Raw genomic sequence first — 22,639 nt, 5'->3', positions numbered from 1 at the left:
GACGCAAGATGGAGTTTGATAAATCAAAATCTAGTAAATTAAATAAATTAAAGTTTATGGCTAATAAAAACAAAATAAATAATCATATACAACAAGCAAAATATCTAATAGAATTAGCAGAAAAATCAGCATCCCAATCTCAAATATCGACAGCAATTAATTATTATAAACAAGCTATTGATATTGTCGAATCAATAAATTTTATCTTTCAAAAAATAGAAGATGTAGAAACTTTTTATCAAACCTGGGCTATTTATTATGAAAAATTAATCATATTACTTTGGTATAAAAAATGTTACAGAGAAGCATTTAATTTTATTGAAAGAAGAAAAGCTAGAATTTTAATTGATAGACTTGCTAATAATCTTGAAAAAATACAATTTAGTGACCATGTGAGTAGTGATGTTTTCAATCAAGAAGAAGAGTTAAAAAATAAAATATTGGAATTCCGGAAAATTAATAGGAGTGAAGATAAATTTTCTCAATTAGAACAGGAATGTAAAAAACTATTAAATGAACTAGAAAAAAAAGATATAGAAATAGCTTCTTTGTTTCAAGTTAGAACTTTACGCACGATTTGTATTCAACAATATTTAGATCACAATACTACTTTACTAGAATATTTTGTCACTAAAAATTTTACTTTAGCTTTTGTAATCACCCGTTATAAATTTCGAGTATTTAAGTTGAGTATTACTAAAAAAGAAATTGCTAAAAAAATAACCGCTTTTAGAGAGTTTTTAAATACAAATATTCATCATCCTCAAGAACTACAAGAACTTTATAAATGCTTAATTCAACCTATAAAAGACCAACTAGCAACAACTAAACTAATTATTGTTCCCCATAATATTCTCCATCATTTACCATTTGCAGCCTTGACTAATGGTGATGAATATTTAGTTGAAAAATACACTTTAGTCAATCTTCCTAGTGCTAATGTTTTGCGATTTTTACCAAGTAAGCGTGTTCCCAGAGATAAACCTACACTTTTTGCATTAGGAAATCCTAAAAATACCTTATCAAGTAACAATAAAAATTTACCATCTGCAAAGGATGAGGTGGAAAAAATTTCTACATTTTATAAAGAAAGTACCTATTATGTTGAAGAAAATGCTACTGAAAGTAAATTTTGGGAGGAAGCTCCTAAAAAATCAATTTTACACATTTCTGCTCATGGAGAATTTCAACCAAATAAACCTTTAGAAAGTTGTATTTATTTAGCTAAAGATGAAGAATATTCTGAAATTTATAAAGATGGTAAATTACAAGTTTATGAAGTCTATAAATTAGATTTAAGTCATACAGATTTAGTAGTTTTGAGTGCTTGTCAAACTTATATTGGTAATACCTATGAAGTGGGAAATGGAGACGAAGTAATTGGGCTAAATTGGGCGTTTATTTATGCAGGTAGTCCTACAGTCGTTGCAAGTTTATGGAATGTACCTAGTATCAAAACTTCCAAATTAATGGTGACTTTTCATGAAAATTTACATCAAGGAATGACTAAGGCAGAAGCATTCCAGAAAGCTCAAATACAAGTACTGAAGAGCCAAGACCCCAAAAAAAAGTTACACCCTTATTATTGGGCGGGTTTCATTTTAACAGGAGACGGATAAATAAAAACCTTTTTGGAGTGCGATCGCACTCCGAAAAGGTTTAGCTGAGAATTACAATCTTGCTTTATAATTTATATCTCAGTACTGAATTGCGTTATTTAATTAAATTAATACATTATCTAAAATAATATTTATGAAAATACACCATATCCTGTCATTATTGCTTAGTGCTGTAATACTGACAACTTACTCCCTGCCTTCAACTTTAGCTCAAACCCCCAGATCCGATTGTCCCACCTTGGAAGAGTCCACTTTACCATCTCGCCAAGACCAGAAGGTTCGTTCCAAAATTAACAAAAAATTTAATGCCCAAGGGCAGGCAGGAGCTTATAATCTCGTCGTAATTGGTCGCTACGGTATGGCCGCTTGGTTTAATAAATCCAAAAGTACAGCAACACCAATGGCTGTCTTAATTGATGGTAATCAAGTGCAAGCCTATATCCTTAACCCCTATTCAATCAATCGGTTACTGGCATTAGGATATCCTCGCCGAACAGCAGAATGTCTGCAACAGTTATCAGGTGAAGCAGGAATTTGACACTCACCGTAGACGTTGCTAGTTTCCTAATTTTTTCACCAATCCATCACCCAAAACAGCCCCAACTGTGGCAATCTGAGAAGCAGAACCCCTTGCAATCTGATATTTTAGCTACAGAAAATCTACCTGTCTAGATTATGCAAACTCTGCCAACTCTCGAAACTATCAATACTACATCCACTGAACCAGCCTTTGATACAACCATCAAACGCCGCAAAACTCGTCCTGTAAAAGTGGGAGATGTCACCATTGGGGGAGGCTACCCCGTCGTGGTGCAATCCATGATTAATGAAGACACCCTAGATATTGACGGTTCCGTTGCTGGTATTCGTCGTCTCCATGAAATAGGCTGCGAAATTGTCCGCGTCACAGTACCCAGCCTCGGACACGCGAAAGCATTGGCGGAAATTAAACAGAAATTAATTAAAACCTACCGTGATGTACCAATTGTTGCCGATGTGCATCACAACGGTATGAAAATAGCCTTGGAAGTCGCCAAACATATTGAAAAAGTGCGAATTAATCCAGGTTTATATGTATTTGAAAAACCAAATACCAGCCGCACCGAATATACTAAAGCGGAATTTGACGAAATTGGCGAAAAAATCAGTGAAACCTTAGCACCTCTCGTAGTTTCCTTACGAGATCAAGGTAAATCAATGCGAATTGGTGTAAATCACGGTTCTCTAGCTGAAAGAATGCTATTTACCTACGGTGACACCCCCGAAGGCATGGTGGAATCAGCCATAGAATTTATTCGCATTTGTGAATCTTTGGACTTTCACAACTTGGTAATTTCCATGAAAGCCTCACGAGTTCCTGTGATGGTAGCAGCCTATCGGTTAATGGCCAAGCGCATGGATGATTTAGGGATGGATTATCCTTTACACCTGGGCGTAACAGAAGCAGGTGATGGAGAATATGGCAGAATTAAATCTACCGCCGGAATTGCCACCTTATTAGCTGATGGTATCGGTGATACAATTCGCGTCTCCTTAACAGAAGCACCAGAAAAAGAGATTCCCGTTTGTTATAGCATTCTGCAAGCTTTAGGTTTGCGGAAAACAATGGTTGAGTACGTCGCTTGTCCTTCCTGTGGACGGACTTTGTTTAACCTAGAAGAAGTGCTACACACAGTCAGAGAAGCCACCAAACACCTAACAGGCTTAGATATTGCCGTAATGGGTTGTATTGTTAATGGCCCTGGAGAAATGGCAGATGCTGACTATGGCTATGTCGGCAAAACTCCCGGTTACATTTCTTTATATCGCGGCAGAGAAGAAATTAAAAAAGTTCCAGAAGCCCAAGGTGTAGAAGAGTTAATCAACCTCATTAAAGCTGATGGACGTTGGGTAGAACCGTAGTTTGTATAATTTTTACTCCTTTCCCTGTGTTGAATTATTTGATTTTTTTCTAACCGCAAAGTACACAAAGGAAGAAAGTTAGTAATTTTGTGGGGGGAAGGGGTAAATGGATATTTTGCAGGGAAGGTGTCACCAGGTAAACCAGTTTTTTGAATTGCTTGTTTTCTGCTTTTGAAATAGACTGAATCTAAACAGTCAAGAAAAGTAGATAAAGTGTTTTAGACCAAAAAGGAATAAAATTAGTAATCTTTTAGTGGAGATGTCTAATCAGCACTTTTGCAAGAGGTCTGGTGATTTGAGACGATATCCTAGACCGTGCATGGTTTCAATAAAATCTTCTGGTGCGCCGACTGCTTTGAGTTTTTGGCGTACACTTCTAAGATGAACTTTAACGGTATGTTCGTCGGGGGATGTTTCGCTTGTCCACAGATTTTCAATAATCACACTGCGACTGAGAACTCGCCGACCATTTCTTAATAGTAATTCTACAAGACTGTATTCTTTTGGTGTTAAGTGTAGCAAGTTATTTCTATAACTCACTTCGTAGGTGCTAGGGTTAAGTTGTAAATCTCCCCATTGCAATATAGGCGTGGAGTTTGTGTTACCTCGACGTAATAAAGCCCGAATCCGCGCAAATAATTCACCTAAGTCAACAGGTTTAATGATGTAGTCATCTGCTCCAGCATCTAAGCCATTAATCTTATTGCTGATAGTATCACAGGCTGTAATCATCAGAATCGGCATTTGATAACCGTGCGATCGCCACCGATGACACAGAGTAATACCATCTATTTCCGGTAACATCAGATCCAACAGCAGTAAATCATAGTTTAAGGCTTTGGTGCAATCCCAAGCGGCTTCTCCATCTGTGGCAATGTCAACAACATAAAGCTGGTCTGTTAGTGCCTCTGCCAGAGTTTCCGCTAAACGAATATCGTCTTCAACTAAAAGAATTTTCATCAGAGAAGTAGATGAGTAGAAAGCAAATCTTAGTCATAACTTTACAGGAAAAGGTCTGGGTTTATTAACGGGTAAATTGGGGTATTTTAGCTACAAAAGCGGCAAAAAGCTGAATTTTTGCGATAAGAAATACAAAATACTTCTTCTAAATTTGCAATACTTCTTTACACATTCAATTGCGAATTGTAACGATTTTAGTTTTTCTACTAATCTTTCCGATTTATTTACAATTTCCTTACCTATTTATTTACACCAGACCCCTTAATCTTCAATCAAGGTGGGTAAAGGAAATGTCTACTTTCCAAAACCTAAAAATTTAGGAGAAATTGAAGATGCTTGATGCTTTTTCTAGAGTAGTTGAACAAAGCGATCGCCAAGGGGCATATTTGAGCGACGATCAAATTAATGCTCTCTCTGCGATCGTTGCAGATGGCAACAAACGCTTAGATGTTGTTAACCGTTTGACCAGCAACGCTTCCGCAATTACAGCTAATGCTTATCGGGCATTAGTAGCTGAACAACCCAACGTATTTGGTCCTGGCGGCGCTTGTTTCCACCACCGTAACCAAGCAGCTTGTATTCGTGACTTAGGCTTCATTTTACGTTATGTTACCTATTCCATAGCTACTGGAGATTCCAGCATTATGGATGATCGTTGTTTGAACGGTTTGCGAGAAACCTATCAAGCATTGGGAACACCTGGTGCTACCGTTGCTTCTGGCATTGGCAAAATGAAAGATGCAGCGATCGCTATTGCTAACAATAACGATGGTATTACCCGTGGTGATTGCAGCAACTTAATGTCTGAAGTAGCTAGTTACTTTGATCGTGCAGCGGCAGCAGTTGTTTAATTTTGAATTGAATTTTCATTTGATTACTTAATACATTTCCGGGAGAAATTTAACTATGAAGACCCCTCTAACCGAGGCTATTGCTGCTGCTGACTCTCGTGGCGCATACTTAGGCAACACCGAAATGCAAGCTATTTTTGGTCGTATGAGCCGCGCTCAAGCTGGATTGAATGCTGCCAAAGCTTTTAACCAAAACGGTCAAAAATGGTCTGAAGCTGCTGCTAACCACGTTTACCAAAAATTTCCCTACACCACCCAAATGAAGGGTTCTCAATACGCTTCCACCCCAGAAGGTAAATCAAAGTGTGTTCGTGACATCAGCCACTACCTCCGCACCATCAGCTATTGCTGTGTGGTTGGTGGCACAGGACCATTAGATGAGTATGTCGTAGCAGGCGTAAAAGAATTTAATGCTGCTTTGGGCTTATCCCCCAGTTGGTATGTAGCTGCATTAGAATTTGTCCGCGACAACAACGGCTTATCTGGTGACGTAGCTGGAGAAGCAAATATTTACCTCAACTATGCTATCAACGCATTGAGCTAAAAACTTACAAGTTAAACGAGTAAGGGGAAAGGGAAAAAATACTTTCTTTTCCCCTTATTTGATCATAAGGAGTTAAAACCATGACCCTTTCAATGGAACAGAGGTTAGGCATCAGTGCGGTTTTAGACACAAAAATCGAACTGCGTCCTAACTACAGCGAAGACGAATTACAGCAAGTTCTCAAATCTGCTTACGAACATATATTTGGACGCGAACGAGTTTATATTGGTGGAACTTTTGCTAGTGCAGAAGCATTGCTGAGAAATGGACAAATTAGTGTGCGCCAATTTGTGCGGACATTAGCAAAATCCGAATTTTACAAAGAGCGCTTCTTTTATAGCAATTCCCAAATTCGTTTCATTGAACTGAATTATAAGCATTTGTTAGGACGCGCTCCCTACGATCAGTCAGAAATTGCTTATCATGTGGATATCTATGCTGCTGAAGGTTATGATGCAGAAATAGATTCTTATATTGATAGCCAAGAGTATAATAATACCTTTGGTGATTCCACAGTTCCCTACTTCCGGGGATTCAAGTCAATTCCTGGCATGAAACAAGTAGGATTCAACCGCCTATTTACACTGTATCGGGGTGATGGTAACAGCGACAATGCTGGAACAAAAAGCCCCCGCTTACGGCAACAATTGGCAATGAATTTGCCTAATGTCATTGTTCCTCCCAGCACATCTATCAGATTTATATCTGATATTGGTTTTGGACAATTAAAGAGTTCTCCCACACGCGGAGACAACCGGATGTATGTGATGGAAGTTATCGCTGGTGGAGTTGGTACTAAAGTAGCTGTTCGTCGTAGCCGACAGTTGTACAACGTACCTTTTGATCAACTTTCCCAGAAGTATCAACAAATTCACAAACAAGGCGGCAAAATTATCAGCGTCAGACCTGTATAAAAGTAGTTGGTGATTAATTGAATTACCAATTATAAATCTGATACAAAAGAATGTAGAGACGTTCCATGGAACGTCTCTACAAATATTCTGAATAACCCATATTAAAATTTGGAAGTTGTGTATTAGATCAACAGGACAAATCAATCATCTTCACATTCATCCTGTTCATCCTTTAATCCTATAAATCCTGTTCGCATAGCGTGGCGTTAGCCATATCTGACATGATTACTACTTCTCCAACTGAACCAATTCTCTCTCCTGACACTGCGATTTCTTCCCTAGACGCAGAGGATAATCAAATTAGATATTATGCTGCTTGGTGGTTAGGAAAACATCAAATTCAATCAGCTTGTGCAGCCCTTTGTCAACAACTCCAAGATGTGCGTTATCGGACAGTCCAAGGTGGCTATCCCTTACGTCGTCAAGTTGCTCGCGCTTTAGGACAACTCAAAAATATTGAAGCAGTACCAGCCCTCATCAATGCCCTAAACTGTGATGAAGATGAGCAATTTCGGGAAGTTGTCATTGAGGCATTGGGAAAAATTGGTGATACTAGAGCCAATTCTCCCCTCTTACAACTTTTACAATCTGGCACATCTCAATCCTACGAAGCCTTAATAGAAGCCCTGGGAGAATTGCGAGTAATAGAAGCACATCCACTTGTTGAGCCATTTTTAAAACATTCCTCCGAAAGAGTCCAATGTGCTGCGGCACGTTATCTTTATCTCATTACCCAAAAAACAGAATATCTCGAACGAATTATTCAAAATCTTAATCACAAAAATTCCTATTTACGTTGGGCTGCGGCCTTTGATTTAGGAGCAATTGGTCATATAGAAGCAGCAGAAGCAATTGTGCAAGCAAAAATTGGTAATAGCCTCAAACTATTAAACCTAAAACGGATTTTAGAAACAGTATTAGAAAGCGATATATCAGAAATAAAAAAACAACAATCAACGCAAACCCTATTTCAAATCATCGATCAACTATTAATCCAACTTTAATAACTCTTCTTCCTCTCTCTGCGACTCTGCGCCTCTGCGTGAGAAAAAAATTAATTTACCTAAAATCATCAATTATGAACACAAAAGTAGAATCTCTAATTACGGATTATCAAACTTGCACAGACCAGAATGAACAAGCAAAAATTATCAGCATTCTCGCTAATATTGGCGATGATCTCGCTTTAGATTTATTAGTAGATGTAGTAGGTGTAGAAGTTGCCAATCATTGCCAAGGAAATGTACGGCGAGTGGCGGCTAGGGGCTTGGAAAAGATGGTGATTTCCACCACGGATTCTGAAAAAAGACAAAGAGGAATTGATAAGCTGTCCTGGGCTTTATTAAATGCTGAAGATTGGGCGTTGCGTTATGCGGCTGCGGTTTCTTTGGGAGCAGTTGGGACAGTGGAAATAAATACGATCCTTCATCAAGCCATGACACAAGAATCAGACCGAGTTGTTAAGGAACGGATTCGGATGATTTTGAATAATTGTCTGATAGCGTAGCATGGCGTAAGCCATATCAGGATATCCAGAATTAAAGGATTTACAGGATGAAAACAGGAATTTCATCACGAATTATCAATTTTCTACAAATGTTCATTATTATTTACTAAAAAATCTCACCATGACTATTCCTTTAAAAAGCTACGCCCTCTCCAGTCAAAACCAACGAGTTAAAGGATTTGAAATCCCAGGAGACGAACAACCCAAACTTTACACTACTGAAGGAACTCCTTCCACGGTAGAAATGAATGAGTTAATTTGGGCTGCTTATCGTCAGATTTTTAACGAACAACAAATTCTGGTTAGTAACCGTTTATTGACTCTAGAATCTCAGTTAAAACACAAAAGTATTACCGTTAGAGATTTTATTCGCGGATTGGTAATGTCTGAAACATTCCGTTTACGCAACTATGACACAAACAACAATTACCGATTTGTAGAAATGTGTGTACAGCGTCTTCTGGGGCGGAAAGTTTACAATCAACAAGAAACAATTGCTTGGTCTATAATCTTAGGTACTAAAGGGTTACAGGGTTTCATTGATGCGCTGCTCAATAGTGAAGAGTATCAAATCAGTTTTGGTGATAACACTGTTCCCTATCAACGTCGGCGGATTATTTCTCAGCGTCATCTAGGAGATTTACCTTTTAGCCAATTTCCTCGCTATGATCAATACCATCGTCAGCAATTAGAGAAACTGGGCTATTTCAAAGCTAAAGCTCCTTTAGTATATTGGTGGAAATGGCAACGAGATCCCTATCCCAAGGTTTACCAAGCGATTTCATCAGCTACTTGGTTCGCAGGAATTACCCTGATAGCACTTGGGACTGTTGTAGTAATTCTGTCCTATTACGGTCTAATTTCTTTGTAATATCAAGTTAATTTAAGATCAATTCTATTAACAGCCTGAGAATGAATTTTCAGGCTAAATTTATTTTTTATCAAGAAGATCACGCAATAAGATTACATCTTAGTAAATAGTGAAATTCATTAAAGTATTTTACGAGATTTGCGAACTGACAAGTCAGCGCTTGCGCTATCGCACTAAATAGGCTTTACTCATATCTTGCACCTTAAAATAGTAATGTCAATTCCATGACTAAGTGCTAAGGGTCGAAGTCGTTCAATGTCAAGTAATAACAAAGACAGGACTAAATGAGGAAGAAAAGTAGAGAGTGCAAGAAAAGCAGCTTTACCCCAGTCCAAAGAATCAGATAAGGAAGATGAAATATATGCCCAATATGCTAATAAATAGGCAGTCATAGACAAGATTAACCAACGATAAACCCCTAAAAGAGTGCCTTGTCCAAACTTGTCTAAACCAAAGCGATGTTTAGCAGTTTTGAACCAACCTCAAGAAAGCCAACGGCGTTTACCCCACCAAGAAATAGTGCTAGCTTTAATGGGTTTTGTAGAGATAACATATCTTTTGACAAACTGACCATTCTCGCGTTTAAAATAATACCAAGAAAGGGTAACAGGAAAATCTAATCCAACGAGTTGAACTTGTCTTCCTCGACGATGTAAAAGTTTAACAGGAGTGCCATTAATTAATTTACGATTACAACCAATACCAAGGACAGCATGATATTTAAGTTTACGAATACCGTTGATAAAATCTTTAGTGCCAAAGGCTGTATCAGCTAGAATTTTCACCTCGAATTTTTGGTAAAATCTTTTGGTAAATTACGTACCATTCGTAGTGCCATCTGAGCAGGACTGGGTACCTTTACCTCTCCAGACGCGAAAATTCCAGGGTATACGCCATTTTCCAACTACCAAATATAAGATTACTATATGGAAACCTCGCCTACCATTGTAGACACTTATTAAGTTATTTAAACCTTTGAATTTACCACATTTTTCTAAAGTTGTGAGGTCAATAATCACTTGTAAAAATGCTTTTCGCCCTAATGGACAGTGACTATTAATTTGTTCAAGCGCCTGCTGGCGGAGATGATAAATGAGTTTACGAGTAGACCAATTACTAATATTCAAAAATCGACTTAATGCACTTTCGGATTTGGCTTTACTGTAATGTGGTAAAGGTTTTCCATCTGCGGCTAGAAATAATCCTAGCATTGCTTCCAAATTATCTCTTTGATAACGAGTAGGCATCAATGCTAGAATGGTGTACATTAGGTTATGGGCGTGGGCAAGAATGATTTCCATATTTCTTGCTGATTAATGTTTTCTACGCCCTTTTCTCTCATTTTTCATAAAAAATACAAGTGTTTCTGTGCAGATGACATTATTTCTCTTTTCATATATGTCATTTGTAAATATACTGGGAGTAAATGTAGTTTATTATTTCAGTATATAAATTGTAGGTATGATTTTTAGATGTTTCTTTTGTTCTCTTATTTTCGGTTAATACTGAGGTTTTCGGTCAGGTGCAAGATGTGAGTTTAGCTTTATACCATACCATTTAGATTTCCATCCACCTAACTCAATATTTATATAACCGATATCAAAATCCTTCCCTTTTTTTGGCAAATACTCTCGTTTTTTTAGCCATGAAATAGTTTCATCTAGAGATTTTGATGACTCCAGCTTTCTCATTAGATGACCAGATTTAATAATAGGAACTTCTGAGTTTTGTACATCAAAGTGACCAATCCAGTTTTTTGAGACAACGATAGTCATTAATTCATAATCAGGTTCAATATGTAGGACTTGTTCAATGAGTTTTTTATTACAGCTTTTGTAATCATTTGCTATCTTTATGGCTTGCTCAATACCTTTTGAAAGTTCTTTTGATCGATTATCGCATTCTCTAATTTCGGCTGGCTCAATAAACCATTTCAATTCCATAACAAGGCATAGCCTTTTTTGTCTATCAATTATCGCTAAATCAACATCTGTTGTTTCTATTACTCCGTATTTACAATCAAAGCCCAAAGATATAGCGAGCTTAATAAACTCATCTCTAAGAATTGATTCTTTGTTTTTAACAAGCTTTGAGTAGGTTTTCTGCTCTGATTCTATTTGGTTTAAGAGAACGCATAAGTTTCTCTCTGCATCTATGTTTAGCCAAATAAATGGTGAGATGGCGTAATGACCGTTATGCAAGTCTATAAGAGGTTGTGTAGCAATATCGGGATCACGAATTCCTGCATTACCAAAAGTAATTTTATCATAAATATTTTGAACAGTAATTTTAGGCTGTTTGCTATATTTAGTAATATGACTAATTAACTCTTGTTTTCGGACAACCCAAACTGAAGAGCTATAGCCTAAGCTTTGTATCCCTTTGTCAACAGCCATTTCTCTAGCAAGATACCAAGCTAATGAAAGAGCCTGTGTAGTTATAAATATCGACTTGAATTGTGAAATTGTAAAATCTGAAAATTGCCATTCTTCAGGCAGATTATATCTGCTTAAAGTTACTTCTTTCAATAGATACATTAAATCTGAAACTAGCTTGGAACTAAAGTTTACGGTGAATGTTTTAGTATTGAATTTCGTATTGTAAATTATTTCCTGAATGACTTTGTTTAGATCAATCCTCTTGTTTGAATCATTCCCAGTCTTTATCACTAATCTATTGTATGCTTCATACTCCGGTTCTAGGGTAGTCAAATCAGTTGTAAATAATTCACTTCCAATTACATTAATTTGAATCTTTTTCCTGTGTAATAGTGGAAAGATTAAACAAAAATTCCAATATTCTTTAGATTTTTTTATCCACTCTTGAGCAAGATCATAATCTTCATTGATGAGTTGTCTATTTAATTTTGCAGAATTATTACTAGCTTCCCTAAGACAAACTTGTAGAGGGTATGACAACCAGTTAATTAGATTATCAACATAAGCATATAATTGCTCATCAGGAAGTGGTTGTATTTTTCTTATCTTTAAATGATGATCCTCAACTACCGATAGTAAAGTCCATACGGCTTGTGTGTAGCCAATTTCTTTGAGTTTATTAGAGCCAAAGTCAGAATCTATTTCTTGCTCAATTTTTTTTATTAGCTCGTCACGTTCATTCATTTGATTATGTTGGTAGGTAACTATATAATTTTAAAACATCCCCTAACAATTCTCCAGCCAAGTTATCCTATTCCTAAAACCATTCCCCATGTTCAATCCATTAGGTGTTGCAATTGGATTATTTATCATCACCCTGTTCACAACTTACTACCTCCTACAACGACAAATAACTCAACGACAACGAGCAGAAAAGATTATCCGACAACAAACTGATAGAGAACGTTTAGTTAGTCAAATAGCTCATCAGATTCGCAAATCCCTGAATTTAGACGAAGTGCTAGTCACCACAGTAGCAGAGGTAAAACAGTTTCTCCAAACTGACAGAGTATTGATTTATCGAATTTGGGAAGATGGTACTGGTTGTGCAATAACGGAAACTGTATCAGAAAATTATCCTTGCATTCTTGGAGAAACATTTCCAGAGGAAGTATTTCCCAGGGAGTATCATCATGCTTATACTCAAGGAAAAACTCGCGCTGTTACCAATATAGATCAAAGTGATGTAGAATCTTGTTTAGCAGATTTTGTAAAACAGTTTGGTGTAAAAGCTAAATTAGTAGTACCAATATTACAAGAATTGCGAGATATTCCCACTAACTCTCAACCTTATCTTTGGGGTTTGTTGATTGCTCATCAATGTAGTGATATTCGTGAATGGCAACCTTGGGAAATTGAATTAATGGTACAATTAGCCAATCAAGTTGCGATCGCAATTCAACAGTCAGAATTTTATGAACAATTACAAGAACTGAATATTGAACTAGAAAACCGAGTCCAACAACGCACAGAAGAACTAGCTCAAACTAACATTTCCTTACGAGCAGAAATTATTGAACGTCAACGCACTGAAGCCGCACTTCGTCACACAAATCAAACTCTTGAATCTTTGATTGCTGCTTCACCCCGTGCTATTTTTACCGTAGATTTAGATAACAATATTAAAATTTGGAATCCTGCGGCCGCAAGAATGTTTGGTTGGACAGAAACAGAAATTTTAGATCAACCTAACCCAATCATTTCCATAGAATTAGAAGAATATCAAAAAATTAGAGAAAGCATCATTCAAGGTATCACTCTTCCTCGTTTAGAAGTCCGTCAACCCAAAAAAGACGGTACATTGATAGATATTGTTTTTTCTGCTGCTCCTCTCCGCAACAGTAATGGAGTAATTAATGGTATAGTCGCAGTAGTTGCAGATATCACAGAACAAAAACGTCAAGCTGAACAAGTGCGGTTACTTCAATCTGTGGTTGTTAATACTAATGACGCTGTTTTGATTACAGAATTTCAACCCATAGATGAACCTGGACCACGCATTTTATATATCAATCAAGCTTTTACACGCATGACTGGTTATAGTTCCGAAGATGTGTTAGGTAAAACTCCTCGTATCCTCCAAGGTCCAAAAACAGATCGGGTTGCTTTAGATCAAGTGAAAAACGCTCTTTCTCGTTGGGAAACTGTTACAGTTGAAGTCATTAACTATCGCAAAGATGGTTCTGAATTTTGGGTAGAATTTAGTGTAGTTCCTGTGGCAGATAAAACAGGATACTATACTCATTGGATAGCAGTACAAAGAGATATTACAGAACGCAAAAGAATTGAACAAGCATTACAGCGTAGTGAAGAAAGATTCCGTTCATTGATTGAAAATGCTTTAGATGTTATCACTATTTTAGATACAGAAGGGACGATTCAATATATTAGTCCATCTGTAGAAAAAGTTTTAGGCTATCAATCTGCTAATTTGATTGGTCAGAATTTTTTTGCCCTTATTAATCCTGATGATTTTGTCACTACTTGTCATCACATTACCAATGCAATTAAAAATCCTGATGTTGCTTTACCAGTTGAATTTCGCTATTGTCATCAGGATGGATCTTGGCGAACTTTAGAAGCTATTAGTCAGAGATTTGTTGATAATTCAGAACTAACACAAATCTTTGTTAATTGTCGTGATATTACCGAAAGAAAAAGATTAGAAGAGGTGAGAGTAGCATTGGAAAAAGAAAAAGAATTAAGCACTATGAAAACTCGTTTTTTCTCAATGGCCTCCCATGAATTTCGGACACCATTAAGTGTTGCTTTAGCTGCTGCTCAATTATTAGAAAATTCTCCTTATGCTTGGCAAGATGACCAAAAAAGAGTTCGCAATTTACGCCGCATTCAAGATTCTGTCAAAAATATGGTGCAGCTTCTTGATGATATCTTAACCATCAATCGAGCCGAAACTGGTAACTTAGAATTTAATCCCAAATATCTGGATTTAGAACAATTTTGTCGTCAGTTTGTTGAAGAAATACGTCTGAGTGATGCCTCTAGACATATACTAACTTTTATTTGTGAAGGAAGTTCGGAAAAAGCATATTTAGATGAAAAGTTATTGCGTTCAATATTAGGAAATCTCTTGTCAAATGCTATTAAATACTCACCAGAAAATACTCAAGTTGATTCTTATCTCATCTTTGAGGAAAGGGAGGTAATAATTAAAATTTGTGATCAAGGAATTGGCATTCCCACAAATGACCAAAATGAATTATTTGAACCATTTCATCGAGGTAAGAATGTTCGTAATATTCCCGGTACAGGCTTAGGTTTGATGGTCGTAAAAAAATGTATTGATTTACATCAAGGCAGTTTAAGTATTATTAGTGCATCTGGTCATGGTACAACCGTCACCGTTATATTGCCCTTAGTAACGTAAGTTGCTAGTAATTGAAGAGAACAGGGATTGGGGAAGCAGGGGAAGAATTACTAATCGTCAATCCCCAATTCCCAATCCCTGTGTTAGATTGGGCATACTGACTATAAATTTTCCCTCTGACACAGCTGTCATTATGGTGATTACAAAGAGTAGGCTTGTTTTAGGTGCTACGGCAGTGACGCTTTCTACAATTGCGGTTACTGGTCTTGGTATTCATTCTCGTGGTCAGGCTTTATTTAAAGCAAGTCCCAAGGAATTGATAGATGAAGTTTGGCAGATTGTTCATCGCCAATATGTAGATGGCACTTTTAATCAGGTAGATTGGCAGGCTGTTCGTAAGGAATATTTAAGCAAGTCCTACACTAATCAAGAGGAAGCTTATAAGTCCATCCGGGAAATGCTTCAAAAGCTAGAAGACCCTTACACCCGGTTTATGAACCCAGAAGAGTTCAAGAGTATGCAAGTTGATACTTCTGGAGAACTCACAGGTATTGGTATTACTATCAGCCAAGATGAAAAAACTAAGCAATTGGTTGTGATTGCCCCAATTGAAGATACACCTGCTTTCAAAGCAGGAATTCTGGCTAAAGATTTGATTCTGGAAATTGATGGCAAAAGTACTAAAGGAATGGACACTAACCAGGCTGTATCCTTGATTCGTGGTGAACCAGGAAAGCCCGTTAGGCTAACAATTCAGCGTAAGGGCCAGAAAAAACAGTTTAATATCACACGAGCGCGAATTGAAATCCATCCAGTTAAGTTTTCTGAGAAGCAAACACCAGCAGGTAATCTTGGCTACATTCGCCTAAATCAATTTAGTGCCAATGCTGGTAAAGAAATGAGAGAAGCAATTACTAAGTTAGAAGCTAAAAAAGTGTCTGGCTATGTTTTGGATCTGCGTGGAAACCCAGGTGGTTTATTATTCTCCAGTGTAGACATTGCCCGGATGTGGTTAGACAGGGGAATCATTGTTTCTACAATTGACCGTCAAGGTGAGCAAGAACGGGAAATAGCTAGGGGTCGTGCTTTGACAACTAAACCATTGGTGGTTTTAGTGGATAAGGGTTCAGCTAGTGCTAGTGAAATTCTCTCCGGTGCTTTGCAGGATAATAAACGTGCTGTAGTTGTGGGTACGCAAACCTTTGGTAAGGGTTTGGTGCAGTCTGTGCGGCCTTTAGAAGATGGTTCAGGATTAGCGGTAACAATTGCTAAATATCACACCCCTAGCGGTAAAGATATTAACAAGCATGGTATTGATCCAGATGTGGTCATAGATTTAACCGATGCCCAAAAAGAAAATTTATGGTTACGAGAACGGGATAAATTAGCTACTTTAGAAGATCCTCAATTTGCCAAAGCGGTAGAAATTTTGGGTAAAAAAGCTGCTCAAAATCCTACGACAATGAATAATAATTAAATCCAAAATCTAAATTCAGATATAAATTAAACGGGTTGGCATTTTCCAACCCTAATTAATTTTACACCCCTAACCAGAGCTTACCCTTCTGAACTAAAACTCCCCCAATTTTTGATAATTTCTAGGTTATTTTCCTCAAATTGCTGACCGGAGATTATTTTTCATTTTTCAGATTTGTGCTTGACAGTATAGCGGTTATCGGTGAGGTACAAAAACCCCACCCCCAACCCCCTCTCCGCAAGCGATGCTACGGTGTACACACAAGTCTTAAAATTTATACTAGTACTTGGTTTTGTCATCTAGCTTGAGGTGGTGCGATCGCTCTGGATGCCTGTTATTGCGATCTCGTTAGCGTCTCGTAGAGAGGAGGAACGACGAAGCAATCGCAAAAACCACGGGATGATGTGATTACTTCGCTCCGCTCGTAATGACAATTCAAGGTGTCTATAACGCCTAAAACCCTCGCAGATAGTACTTGTGTGTACACCGTAGGCAAGCGATGAGGGGGCTATGATGTAGCTCATGTGATGAGGAAACGCTATATACCAAGTTTGTGTATTTTGTTCAGTCATCTGAAAATTTTGATTTGTAGTTGACTTACTATAAATGCAAGATAATAATGCAATTATTACATTAATCAATTGAATTGGTTACATAAATAACAGATGATAGGAAAGACATTGTTTGTTACTGCTATCACCCACTACAGAACACACAAAGTAGTGGGTTTTATCTTTTCTTCAGGATTTTAATTGATGTCAGACTCCATTCATTCACAACGAATGTCATGTCAGAGTATTTGTAAAGACTGTGCTTTTTTTATGCAGATGGAATGTACTCACCCTGATGAATTTGAGATTAATTGTGTTGCTGTGGTTTTCTGTAATTCCTTTACTCCATCTGTAGAAATTGACAGTCCTTGCGTGACTTTCGGTAATGACGATTAATATTCATTAGGTTTTGCACTCTAAACGCAAAAATCTAAAAAGATTTTACGGTTTTGTTGTTCCTGAATCTGGCTGGATTAAAATAGGCATTCCTCCTTTTTCCGAACCAAGAACTACAATTTTAGAATTATTAGACTGAGCAAGTTTTTCTGTGGCTTCAATTGCGCGTAATTGCAACACTTGATTAGTAAGTCCACCAGAAATAATTTTTTGAGAATCAGCTACACCTTTGGCTTCAATTCGCTTCCTTTCAGCTTCTTGACGCTCTTTTTCTAAGACAAATTTCATTTGCTCATTTTCTTGTTCTGCTTTGAGTTTTTCTTGAATTGCTGTTTGCAAAGTATCCGGCATTTTGATATTTCTCAAAAGTGCTTGGTCAACAATAAAACCTAAAGATGTTATCTGGGGGGTAAGTTTTTGGTCAATTTTTTGAACTATTTCTTGGCGTTGTGTTGAGTAAATTGCACTAGCTGGATAGTTTGCTGTAATAGCACGGACGGTAGAACGAAATCTGGAAATTATTAATTCTTTTTCGTCAATTCCAATTGTTTTATATACTAGCGCTGCTTTCTGGGGGTCAAGTCTGTATTGAAGACTAACATCAAGATTTAAACTCAAACCTTCTTGAGATGTTGTGTCTATGTTTTCCTTGATATCTTTAAGGCGAGTGGAAAAATTCAGGACTTTGGCAAAGGGGTTAACTAAGTGGACACCGGAATCAAGGGTGTTATCAGAAACTTTACCAAAGAAGTTGACAATACCGACATTACCCGGTGGAACAATCACCAAAAGTCTAGAAATTGAAGCTAGTAAGGCAATACTACCAATCAATATGGTAATTCCACGGACTGCAATCTGAGTCTTGGTGCTGGTGATTTTGCTGCTTTGGAGATATATGAGACTTGCTATGAGACTGGTGAGGAGGGAGAATATAAAGCCCATAAGATTATCCTGTGTTGTTAAGATGTTGTATATACTTAACATACAAGTATAATCTTGGGTTTAAGGTTTGGTCATGAATAGGTGATTAATTTAAATTCGGGTTATTTTTGTATTGGTCAACTGGAAAACGGGTTCGTTAAATTATAGATGGGAATTCAAGACTGAGTTTTATGTCTATAATAGTGTATTGTATAAAAAAATAAATAGTAATATAATAATGTACGATCAACTACTTGTATGTTTGGGTGATGGAGATAACATAGGGGATACTATTTTATTAATTTATTTTCCGATACGCGGCAAATAAAGATGAAAGTTTAAATCAAGATTATTTACCAAAACAACATTGATCTTTCTTTGCGTCTTTGCGCCTTTGCGTGAGATAAAAAACGGAAGGTAGAACCTTCCTGATAGCATTCCCAGTCAGAGACTGGGAACGAGGTTGAACTATTTCCGCTATTATTACCATTAGTGAGAATGCGTTGAGCCAGTTTTTCTGGGACTTCTTGGAGATGATCTTCTAATGGAAAGAACCAACGCCTAAAGTGAGCGATCGCAATTCTACAATAAAATTCTGCATTTCCGCTTGGGGTAAATATGCAGCCACATTATCCCAACCCGGACAATCATGTCTACCTTCATAGCTCAAAGTCTTTCCCCGTCTACCACTTAGCAATTGCAACACCTTAGAGGTAAACTCATTGGAAGTAGTCACAATATTTTTTATCTAGTAAATGTAAGGATTTAGGATACAAAATGTTTGATACGGGAGGAACTCTTAACAGTCAGGGGGAGAATTTTTCTTCTTCCTTCTTGGTTCCGTCTGACTCCCGACTCCCAACTTCCTACTAGTAAATTTATGACATTACCATTAAAACAATATCCTTTCATTGGAATTGTCACTTTGCTGGTACTAAATGTAAATATTAGTCCAGTTATTTCAACTTCTCCCTCTGTCAACTCAACTCAATTGAATATAAAACCTCTCTCCTACAAGAATAGAGGCTTTAACCCGGATTTCCCTGCTTGGGGGGTTAGGTCTTTTTTAGCTCAAACTACTCGTCAAGCGGCGTTAGATTGGTTAAATCAAGGCTTACAGGCGATTCAAGGGGGAAATATGCAAGATGCGATTACCGCTTTTCGTCAAGCAATTCAATCAGATTCGACGTTAGCACCAGCGCATTATAATTTGGGTTTAGCGCTGCGACAAGCGGGACAACTGCAACCAGCAGCAGATGCATTTTATCAAGCGACTCAAGCAGATCCTCAATTTGCTCCGGCTTTTGCTAATTTAGGAGGTGCGTTGTTAGAAGGGAATAATTTACAGTTAGCGGCTGATTATTTACAAAGATCGCTACAGATAGACCCGCAACTGGGCTTTGCCCATTATAACTTGGGATTGGTGAAAGAATTGCAAAAAGACTGGGAGAGTGCGATCGCATCTTTTAAAAAAGCTATGACATATAGTCAAAATTCCCCAGAACCAGCCTATCATTTAGGGATGTCTTATTTGCAACAAGGTAAAGTTCAATTAGCAAAGGAAGCCTTTAGCAAAGCAATAGCCATAAATCCCCGATATGCAGAGGCTCATTACAATCTTGGCTCAATTTGGTTTAATCAGGGCAAATTTAACGAAGCATTAGCTGCTTTTAGAAAATCAGCAGAAGTTAACGCCAATTATGCTGATGCTTATTATGGTGCAGGATTAGTTTTTATACAATTAAAGCAATATTCAGAAGCTGTAAAAGTATTCCAATATGCCAGAGATTTATATAAAACTCAGAATAATTCCCAATGGGCAATAAATGCCGAAAAATTGTTAATCCAGACACAAAACTTAAATAACAAACCACGCTGAGGCGTAAACCATTAATTTTACGTAAAAATAAGATAATTGGGTTAACTGGCTGGTGTGGTCTGAATCCCAATAGGAATGAAAATGTATACGCAGAAACGCTTCAAGAGTCGATTTTTATTTTTTGACCGCTGGTTAGATCGTCATGCAATTGTTCGTAACATGGAGGCCTTCCAAGACTTAATTGTCATTTTCCTTTGTTTATCCTTGTTTGCAGTCATGTTAGTGCAATTGTGGGGAATATTTATTTCTCTAGGCCAGTCACTAGACTACAAACAAGTAACCGCTAAAATGTTATTTGTGTTGATTTTAGTTGAGTTATTTCGACTACTCATGGTTTACTTACAAGAGCATAGTATTGCTGTTGGTGTAGCAGTCGAAGTAACAATTGTTTCTGTTCTCCGAGAAGTAGTTGTTCACGGTGCGCTAGAAATTTCTGGAATACAGACAGCAGCAATTTGTGGCTTATTGTTGATTTTGGGTGGACTATTATTAGTGTGTGCGAAAACACCACACATGGATTGCATGAGTGCTAACACAAAATTTTGTCCGATTGTGCATCAAGGACGGAGAGAACAAGAAAATGAACTAGAATTTTCATATTCACGAACCTGTGACGGCAATCAACCTTCTGCATAAATAAGCCGACAGACATCATTCTTTGGCTAGATAAACCAAGCCATAAAAGTAGCAAGTGGGAATTATAAATGCTTGAGGCTGCACTAGCAGCCTTGATACTTTTCCCTCAGCTTTTGGGTAGATGAATGACTCCTTTAAAGTGGGTATAAATTAATCATAAAGTTTAAAAAGGGTAAATCTATGACTACTGGTAACGGGCAATCTCAACTACCAATTAGTAATTTAGAGTACGATTTTATTACCGTACTTCACAATAAGGCTGAAGCGGTACAAGCTTACGAACGTTATATCCAAGATGCACAAGAAGCTAATTCTCAGCCTTGTGTAGAACTGTTTCAAAAATTGCGTCAGTCAGAAATTGAAGAAGCAAAAGAAATTCGTCATCATCTACAACAAGTGATGACACAAGGAAAAATGTAAAATTGAAATTTGTATGGTGCGTTATGCTGTCGCTAATGCACCATTAGCATTTTTGAATATATCTTTTAAGCTAATTGTTCATTCTCTTCTAGAAAACAGGGATTTAGATGGGTATAAATCCTGTATTAGTCTTTGTAAAACCTGTTTCAAAACCATCGCAGTCCAATCAATATCTGCTGCTGTTGTCTGTTTTCCTAAAGTTAATCTAATTCCTCCCAAAGCTGCTGTTTGAGAATAACCCATTGCTAATAAAATCGGACTGGGACTTAATTTTCCACTATGACAAGCAGAACCTGCACTAATCCCAATTCCTGCTAAATTTAACTGACGTACCAATGTTTTACCGCTGAGTTTTTCACCGTCTGCATATTCTAGAGAAAAACTGACATGATGGGGTAAACGGTTAATTTTGTCACCTGTGGGAATTAAACCGGGAACATCTGCTAAATTAGTGAACAAGCGATCGCGCAATTCTATCAATCTTACCCTTTCTGTCTCTAACTCTTTTGCCGCTAATTCCGCAGCCACTCCAAACCCTGCAATAGCTGGTGTTGCTTGTGTCCCTGAACGCAGTCCGTTTTCCTGGCCACCACCACCCACCACAGGTCTGATATTCACACCTGGACGCACATATAAAGCACCTGCACCCAAAGGGCCATATAATTTATGACTAGATAAACTCAATAAATCAACAGGTAAAGTTTCCACATCTAAAGGTAAACGTCCTGCAACTTGCACCGCGTCTGTATGGAACAAAGCACCATGTGTTTTGGCAATTTTCCCCAATTCCTCAATAGGTTGAACAGTTCCCACTTCGCTTTGTCCATAAATCACAGATACCAAAACGGTGTTTCGTCGCAAAGCTGCTTTTAAATCTTCGGGGTTAACTCTTCCTGTGCTATCTACCCCCAAGTGGGTAACTTTCCAACCCCACATTTTTAACATTTGCACCGTTTCCGCAACAGCCGAATGTTCCACGCTAGAAATAATTATATGTTGGGGAACCGCATAATTCCGCACAATACCCATAATTGCTAAGTTGTCTGCTTCTGTTCCCCCAGAAGTGAAAATAATTGATTCGGGGACAGCGTTAATTAAACCTGCAACTTGCATTCTTGCGGTTTCCACAACCAAAGCTGCACGGTTGCCCCATTCGTGTAAACTAGAAGGATTACCCCATTCTTGAGTTAAGACTGCTTGCATTTTAGCGATCGCTTCTGGACGAGTAGGGGTAGTAGCACTGTAATCTAAATATACTTGCATAAAATCAATAGTTGAGTAAGATAACACACTGGTAAAATATTGCCGAAATCGTCAAGTGTGAGTATTTTTATGTATATAGGGAATTTTTGGCTTTTTTGGTGCATTCATGTTTCTACACACAGCAGATTGTAGATCAATCAGTTACAAAATCTCTATTCAAAA

General features: G+C 37.5%; 21 protein-coding genes and 1 pseudogene. 15 read left to right on the top strand and 7 right to left on the bottom strand.

What is annotated here, in order from left to right:
• The first annotated feature begins 8 nt into the window (after window positions 1-8).
• The 3 genes from ACOWPH_RS04340 to ispG all read left to right on the top strand — a co-directional run bounded on the left by ACOWPH_RS04340 (window position 9) and on the right by ispG (window position 3,521).
• On the top strand, window positions 9-1,619 hold the full coding sequence (locus ACOWPH_RS04340; RefSeq protein ID WP_015214163.1) for a CHAT domain-containing protein: 1,611 nt from the start codon (window positions 9-11) through the stop codon (window positions 1,617-1,619).
• A 133-nt stretch (window positions 1,620-1,752) separates the two neighbouring features.
• Complete coding sequence (locus ACOWPH_RS04335) at window positions 1,753-2,157, top strand: hypothetical protein (protein ID WP_015214162.1); 405 nt, start codon at window positions 1,753-1,755, stop codon at window positions 2,155-2,157.
• 137 nt (window positions 2,158-2,294) lie between these two features.
• Entirely contained in the window at window positions 2,295-3,521 is a 1,227-nt protein-coding gene (gene ispG / locus ACOWPH_RS04330; protein ID WP_015214161.1) for a (E)-4-hydroxy-3-methylbut-2-enyl-diphosphate synthase, read from the top strand.
• Between the two features lie 267 nt (window positions 3,522-3,788).
• Here the strand turns inward: ispG and ACOWPH_RS04325 are convergent, their stop codons facing one another.
• Window positions 3,789-4,481 carry a response regulator transcription factor gene (locus ACOWPH_RS04325; RefSeq protein ID WP_015214160.1) on the bottom strand — a complete coding sequence of 231 codons (693 nt, stop codon included), beginning with the start codon at window positions 4,479-4,481 and terminating at the stop codon, window positions 3,789-3,791.
• 332 nt (window positions 4,482-4,813) lie between these two features.
• On the opposite strand from ACOWPH_RS04325, the gene ACOWPH_RS04320 reads away from it, so the two are divergent.
• The 6 genes from ACOWPH_RS04320 to ACOWPH_RS04295 all read left to right on the top strand — a co-directional run bounded on the left by ACOWPH_RS04320 (window position 4,814) and on the right by ACOWPH_RS04295 (window position 9,168).
• A complete protein-coding gene (locus ACOWPH_RS04320) occupies window positions 4,814-5,332 on the top strand; it encodes a phycocyanin (RefSeq protein WP_015214159.1) in 519 nt (172 codons plus the stop codon).
• 55 nt (window positions 5,333-5,387) lie between these two features.
• On the top strand, window positions 5,388-5,876 hold the full coding sequence (locus tag ACOWPH_RS04315; protein WP_015214158.1) for a phycocyanin: 489 nt from the start codon (window positions 5,388-5,390) through the stop codon (window positions 5,874-5,876).
• A gap of 80 nt (window positions 5,877-5,956) precedes the next feature.
• Complete coding sequence (locus ACOWPH_RS04310) at window positions 5,957-6,790, top strand: phycobilisome linker polypeptide (protein WP_015214157.1); 834 nt, start codon at window positions 5,957-5,959, stop codon at window positions 6,788-6,790.
• Window positions 6,791-7,011: 221 nt separating this feature from the next.
• A complete protein-coding gene (locus tag ACOWPH_RS04305) occupies window positions 7,012-7,794 on the top strand; it encodes a HEAT repeat domain-containing protein (RefSeq protein WP_015214156.1) in 783 nt (260 codons plus the stop codon).
• Window positions 7,795-7,868: 74 nt separating this feature from the next.
• The gene (locus ACOWPH_RS04300) at window positions 7,869-8,297 is read left to right on the top strand and encodes a HEAT repeat domain-containing protein (RefSeq protein ID WP_150111000.1); all 429 of its coding nucleotides are present in this window, start codon (window positions 7,869-7,871) and stop codon (window positions 8,295-8,297) included.
• Between the two features lie 121 nt (window positions 8,298-8,418).
• Window positions 8,419-9,168: a phycobilisome rod-core linker polypeptide gene (locus tag ACOWPH_RS04295; RefSeq protein WP_015214154.1), complete on the top strand. Its 750-nt coding sequence runs from the start codon at window positions 8,419-8,421 to the stop codon at window positions 9,166-9,168.
• Between the two features lie 482 nt (window positions 9,169-9,650).
• Here ACOWPH_RS04295 and ACOWPH_RS04290 read toward each other — a convergent pair whose 3' ends face one another.
• The 3 genes from ACOWPH_RS04290 to ACOWPH_RS04280 form a co-directional block, all read right to left on the bottom strand.
• Entirely contained in the window at window positions 9,651-9,953 is a 303-nt protein-coding gene (locus ACOWPH_RS04290; RefSeq protein ID WP_422665679.1) for a hypothetical protein, read from the bottom strand.
• Window positions 9,954-9,983: 30 nt separating this feature from the next.
• Window positions 9,984-10,469, bottom strand: a complete 486-nt coding sequence (locus ACOWPH_RS04285) for a hypothetical protein (RefSeq protein WP_422665678.1) — start codon at window positions 10,467-10,469, stop codon at window positions 9,984-9,986.
• A 198-nt stretch (window positions 10,470-10,667) separates the two neighbouring features.
• On the bottom strand, window positions 10,668-12,290 hold the full coding sequence (locus ACOWPH_RS04280; RefSeq protein WP_015214153.1) for a hypothetical protein: 1,623 nt from the start codon (window positions 12,288-12,290) through the stop codon (window positions 10,668-10,670).
• An 88-nt stretch (window positions 12,291-12,378) separates the two neighbouring features.
• Here ACOWPH_RS04280 and ACOWPH_RS04275 point away from each other — a divergent pair, with 88 nt between their 5' ends.
• The 3 genes from ACOWPH_RS04275 (at window position 12,379) to ACOWPH_RS04265 (ending at window position 17,358) form a co-directional block, all read left to right on the top strand.
• Window positions 12,379-14,994: a PAS domain S-box protein gene (locus tag ACOWPH_RS04275; protein WP_015214152.1), complete on the top strand. Its 2,616-nt coding sequence runs from the start codon at window positions 12,379-12,381 to the stop codon at window positions 14,992-14,994.
• Between the two features lie 133 nt (window positions 14,995-15,127).
• Window positions 15,128-16,411, top strand: a complete 1,284-nt coding sequence (ctpC, locus tag ACOWPH_RS04270; protein ID WP_015214151.1) for a carboxyl-terminal processing protease CtpC — start codon at window positions 15,128-15,130, stop codon at window positions 16,409-16,411.
• A 755-nt stretch (window positions 16,412-17,166) separates the two neighbouring features.
• Window positions 17,167-17,358, top strand: a complete 192-nt coding sequence (locus ACOWPH_RS04265; RefSeq protein ID WP_015214150.1) for a hypothetical protein — start codon at window positions 17,167-17,169, stop codon at window positions 17,356-17,358.
• Between the two features lie 45 nt (window positions 17,359-17,403).
• On the opposite strand, the gene ACOWPH_RS04260 is transcribed toward ACOWPH_RS04265, so the two are convergent.
• Both ACOWPH_RS04260 and ACOWPH_RS04255 read right to left on the bottom strand, forming a co-directional pair.
• Window positions 17,404-18,300, bottom strand: coding sequence for a prohibitin family protein (locus ACOWPH_RS04260; RefSeq protein ID WP_015214149.1), 897 nt, complete (start codon window positions 18,298-18,300; stop codon window positions 17,404-17,406).
• A 443-nt stretch (window positions 18,301-18,743) separates the two neighbouring features.
• Window positions 18,744-19,015, bottom strand: a pseudogene (locus tag ACOWPH_RS04255) (elongation factor G); the annotation flags it as partial.
• Window positions 19,016-19,159: 144 nt separating this feature from the next.
• Between ACOWPH_RS04255 and ACOWPH_RS04250 the strand changes: the two are divergent.
• From ACOWPH_RS04250 to ACOWPH_RS04240, 3 genes are all read left to right on the top strand, one after another.
• A complete protein-coding gene (locus ACOWPH_RS04250) occupies window positions 19,160-20,158 on the top strand; it encodes a tetratricopeptide repeat protein (protein WP_042464826.1) in 999 nt (332 codons plus the stop codon).
• A gap of 81 nt (window positions 20,159-20,239) precedes the next feature.
• Window positions 20,240-20,794 carry a phosphate-starvation-inducible PsiE family protein gene (locus ACOWPH_RS04245; protein ID WP_015214147.1) on the top strand — a complete coding sequence of 185 codons (555 nt, stop codon included), beginning with the start codon at window positions 20,240-20,242 and terminating at the stop codon, window positions 20,792-20,794.
• Window positions 20,795-20,974: 180 nt separating this feature from the next.
• Window positions 20,975-21,214, top strand: coding sequence for a hypothetical protein (locus ACOWPH_RS04240; RefSeq protein ID WP_015214146.1), 240 nt, complete (start codon window positions 20,975-20,977; stop codon window positions 21,212-21,214).
• Window positions 21,215-21,292: 78 nt separating this feature from the next.
• On the opposite strand, the gene ACOWPH_RS04235 is transcribed toward ACOWPH_RS04240, so the two are convergent.
• Window positions 21,293-22,477, bottom strand: coding sequence for a cysteine desulfurase family protein (locus ACOWPH_RS04235; RefSeq protein ID WP_015214145.1), 1,185 nt, complete (start codon window positions 22,475-22,477; stop codon window positions 21,293-21,295).
• Between the last annotated feature and the right edge of the window lie 162 nt (window positions 22,478-22,639).

This window comes from Anabaena sp. PCC 7938 (assembly GCF_049315035.1).
Taxonomy (GTDB): domain Bacteria; phylum Cyanobacteriota; class Cyanobacteriia; order Cyanobacteriales; family Nostocaceae; genus Anabaena; species Anabaena cylindrica.
This window is presented reverse-complemented; position numbering and strand designations above follow the sequence as displayed.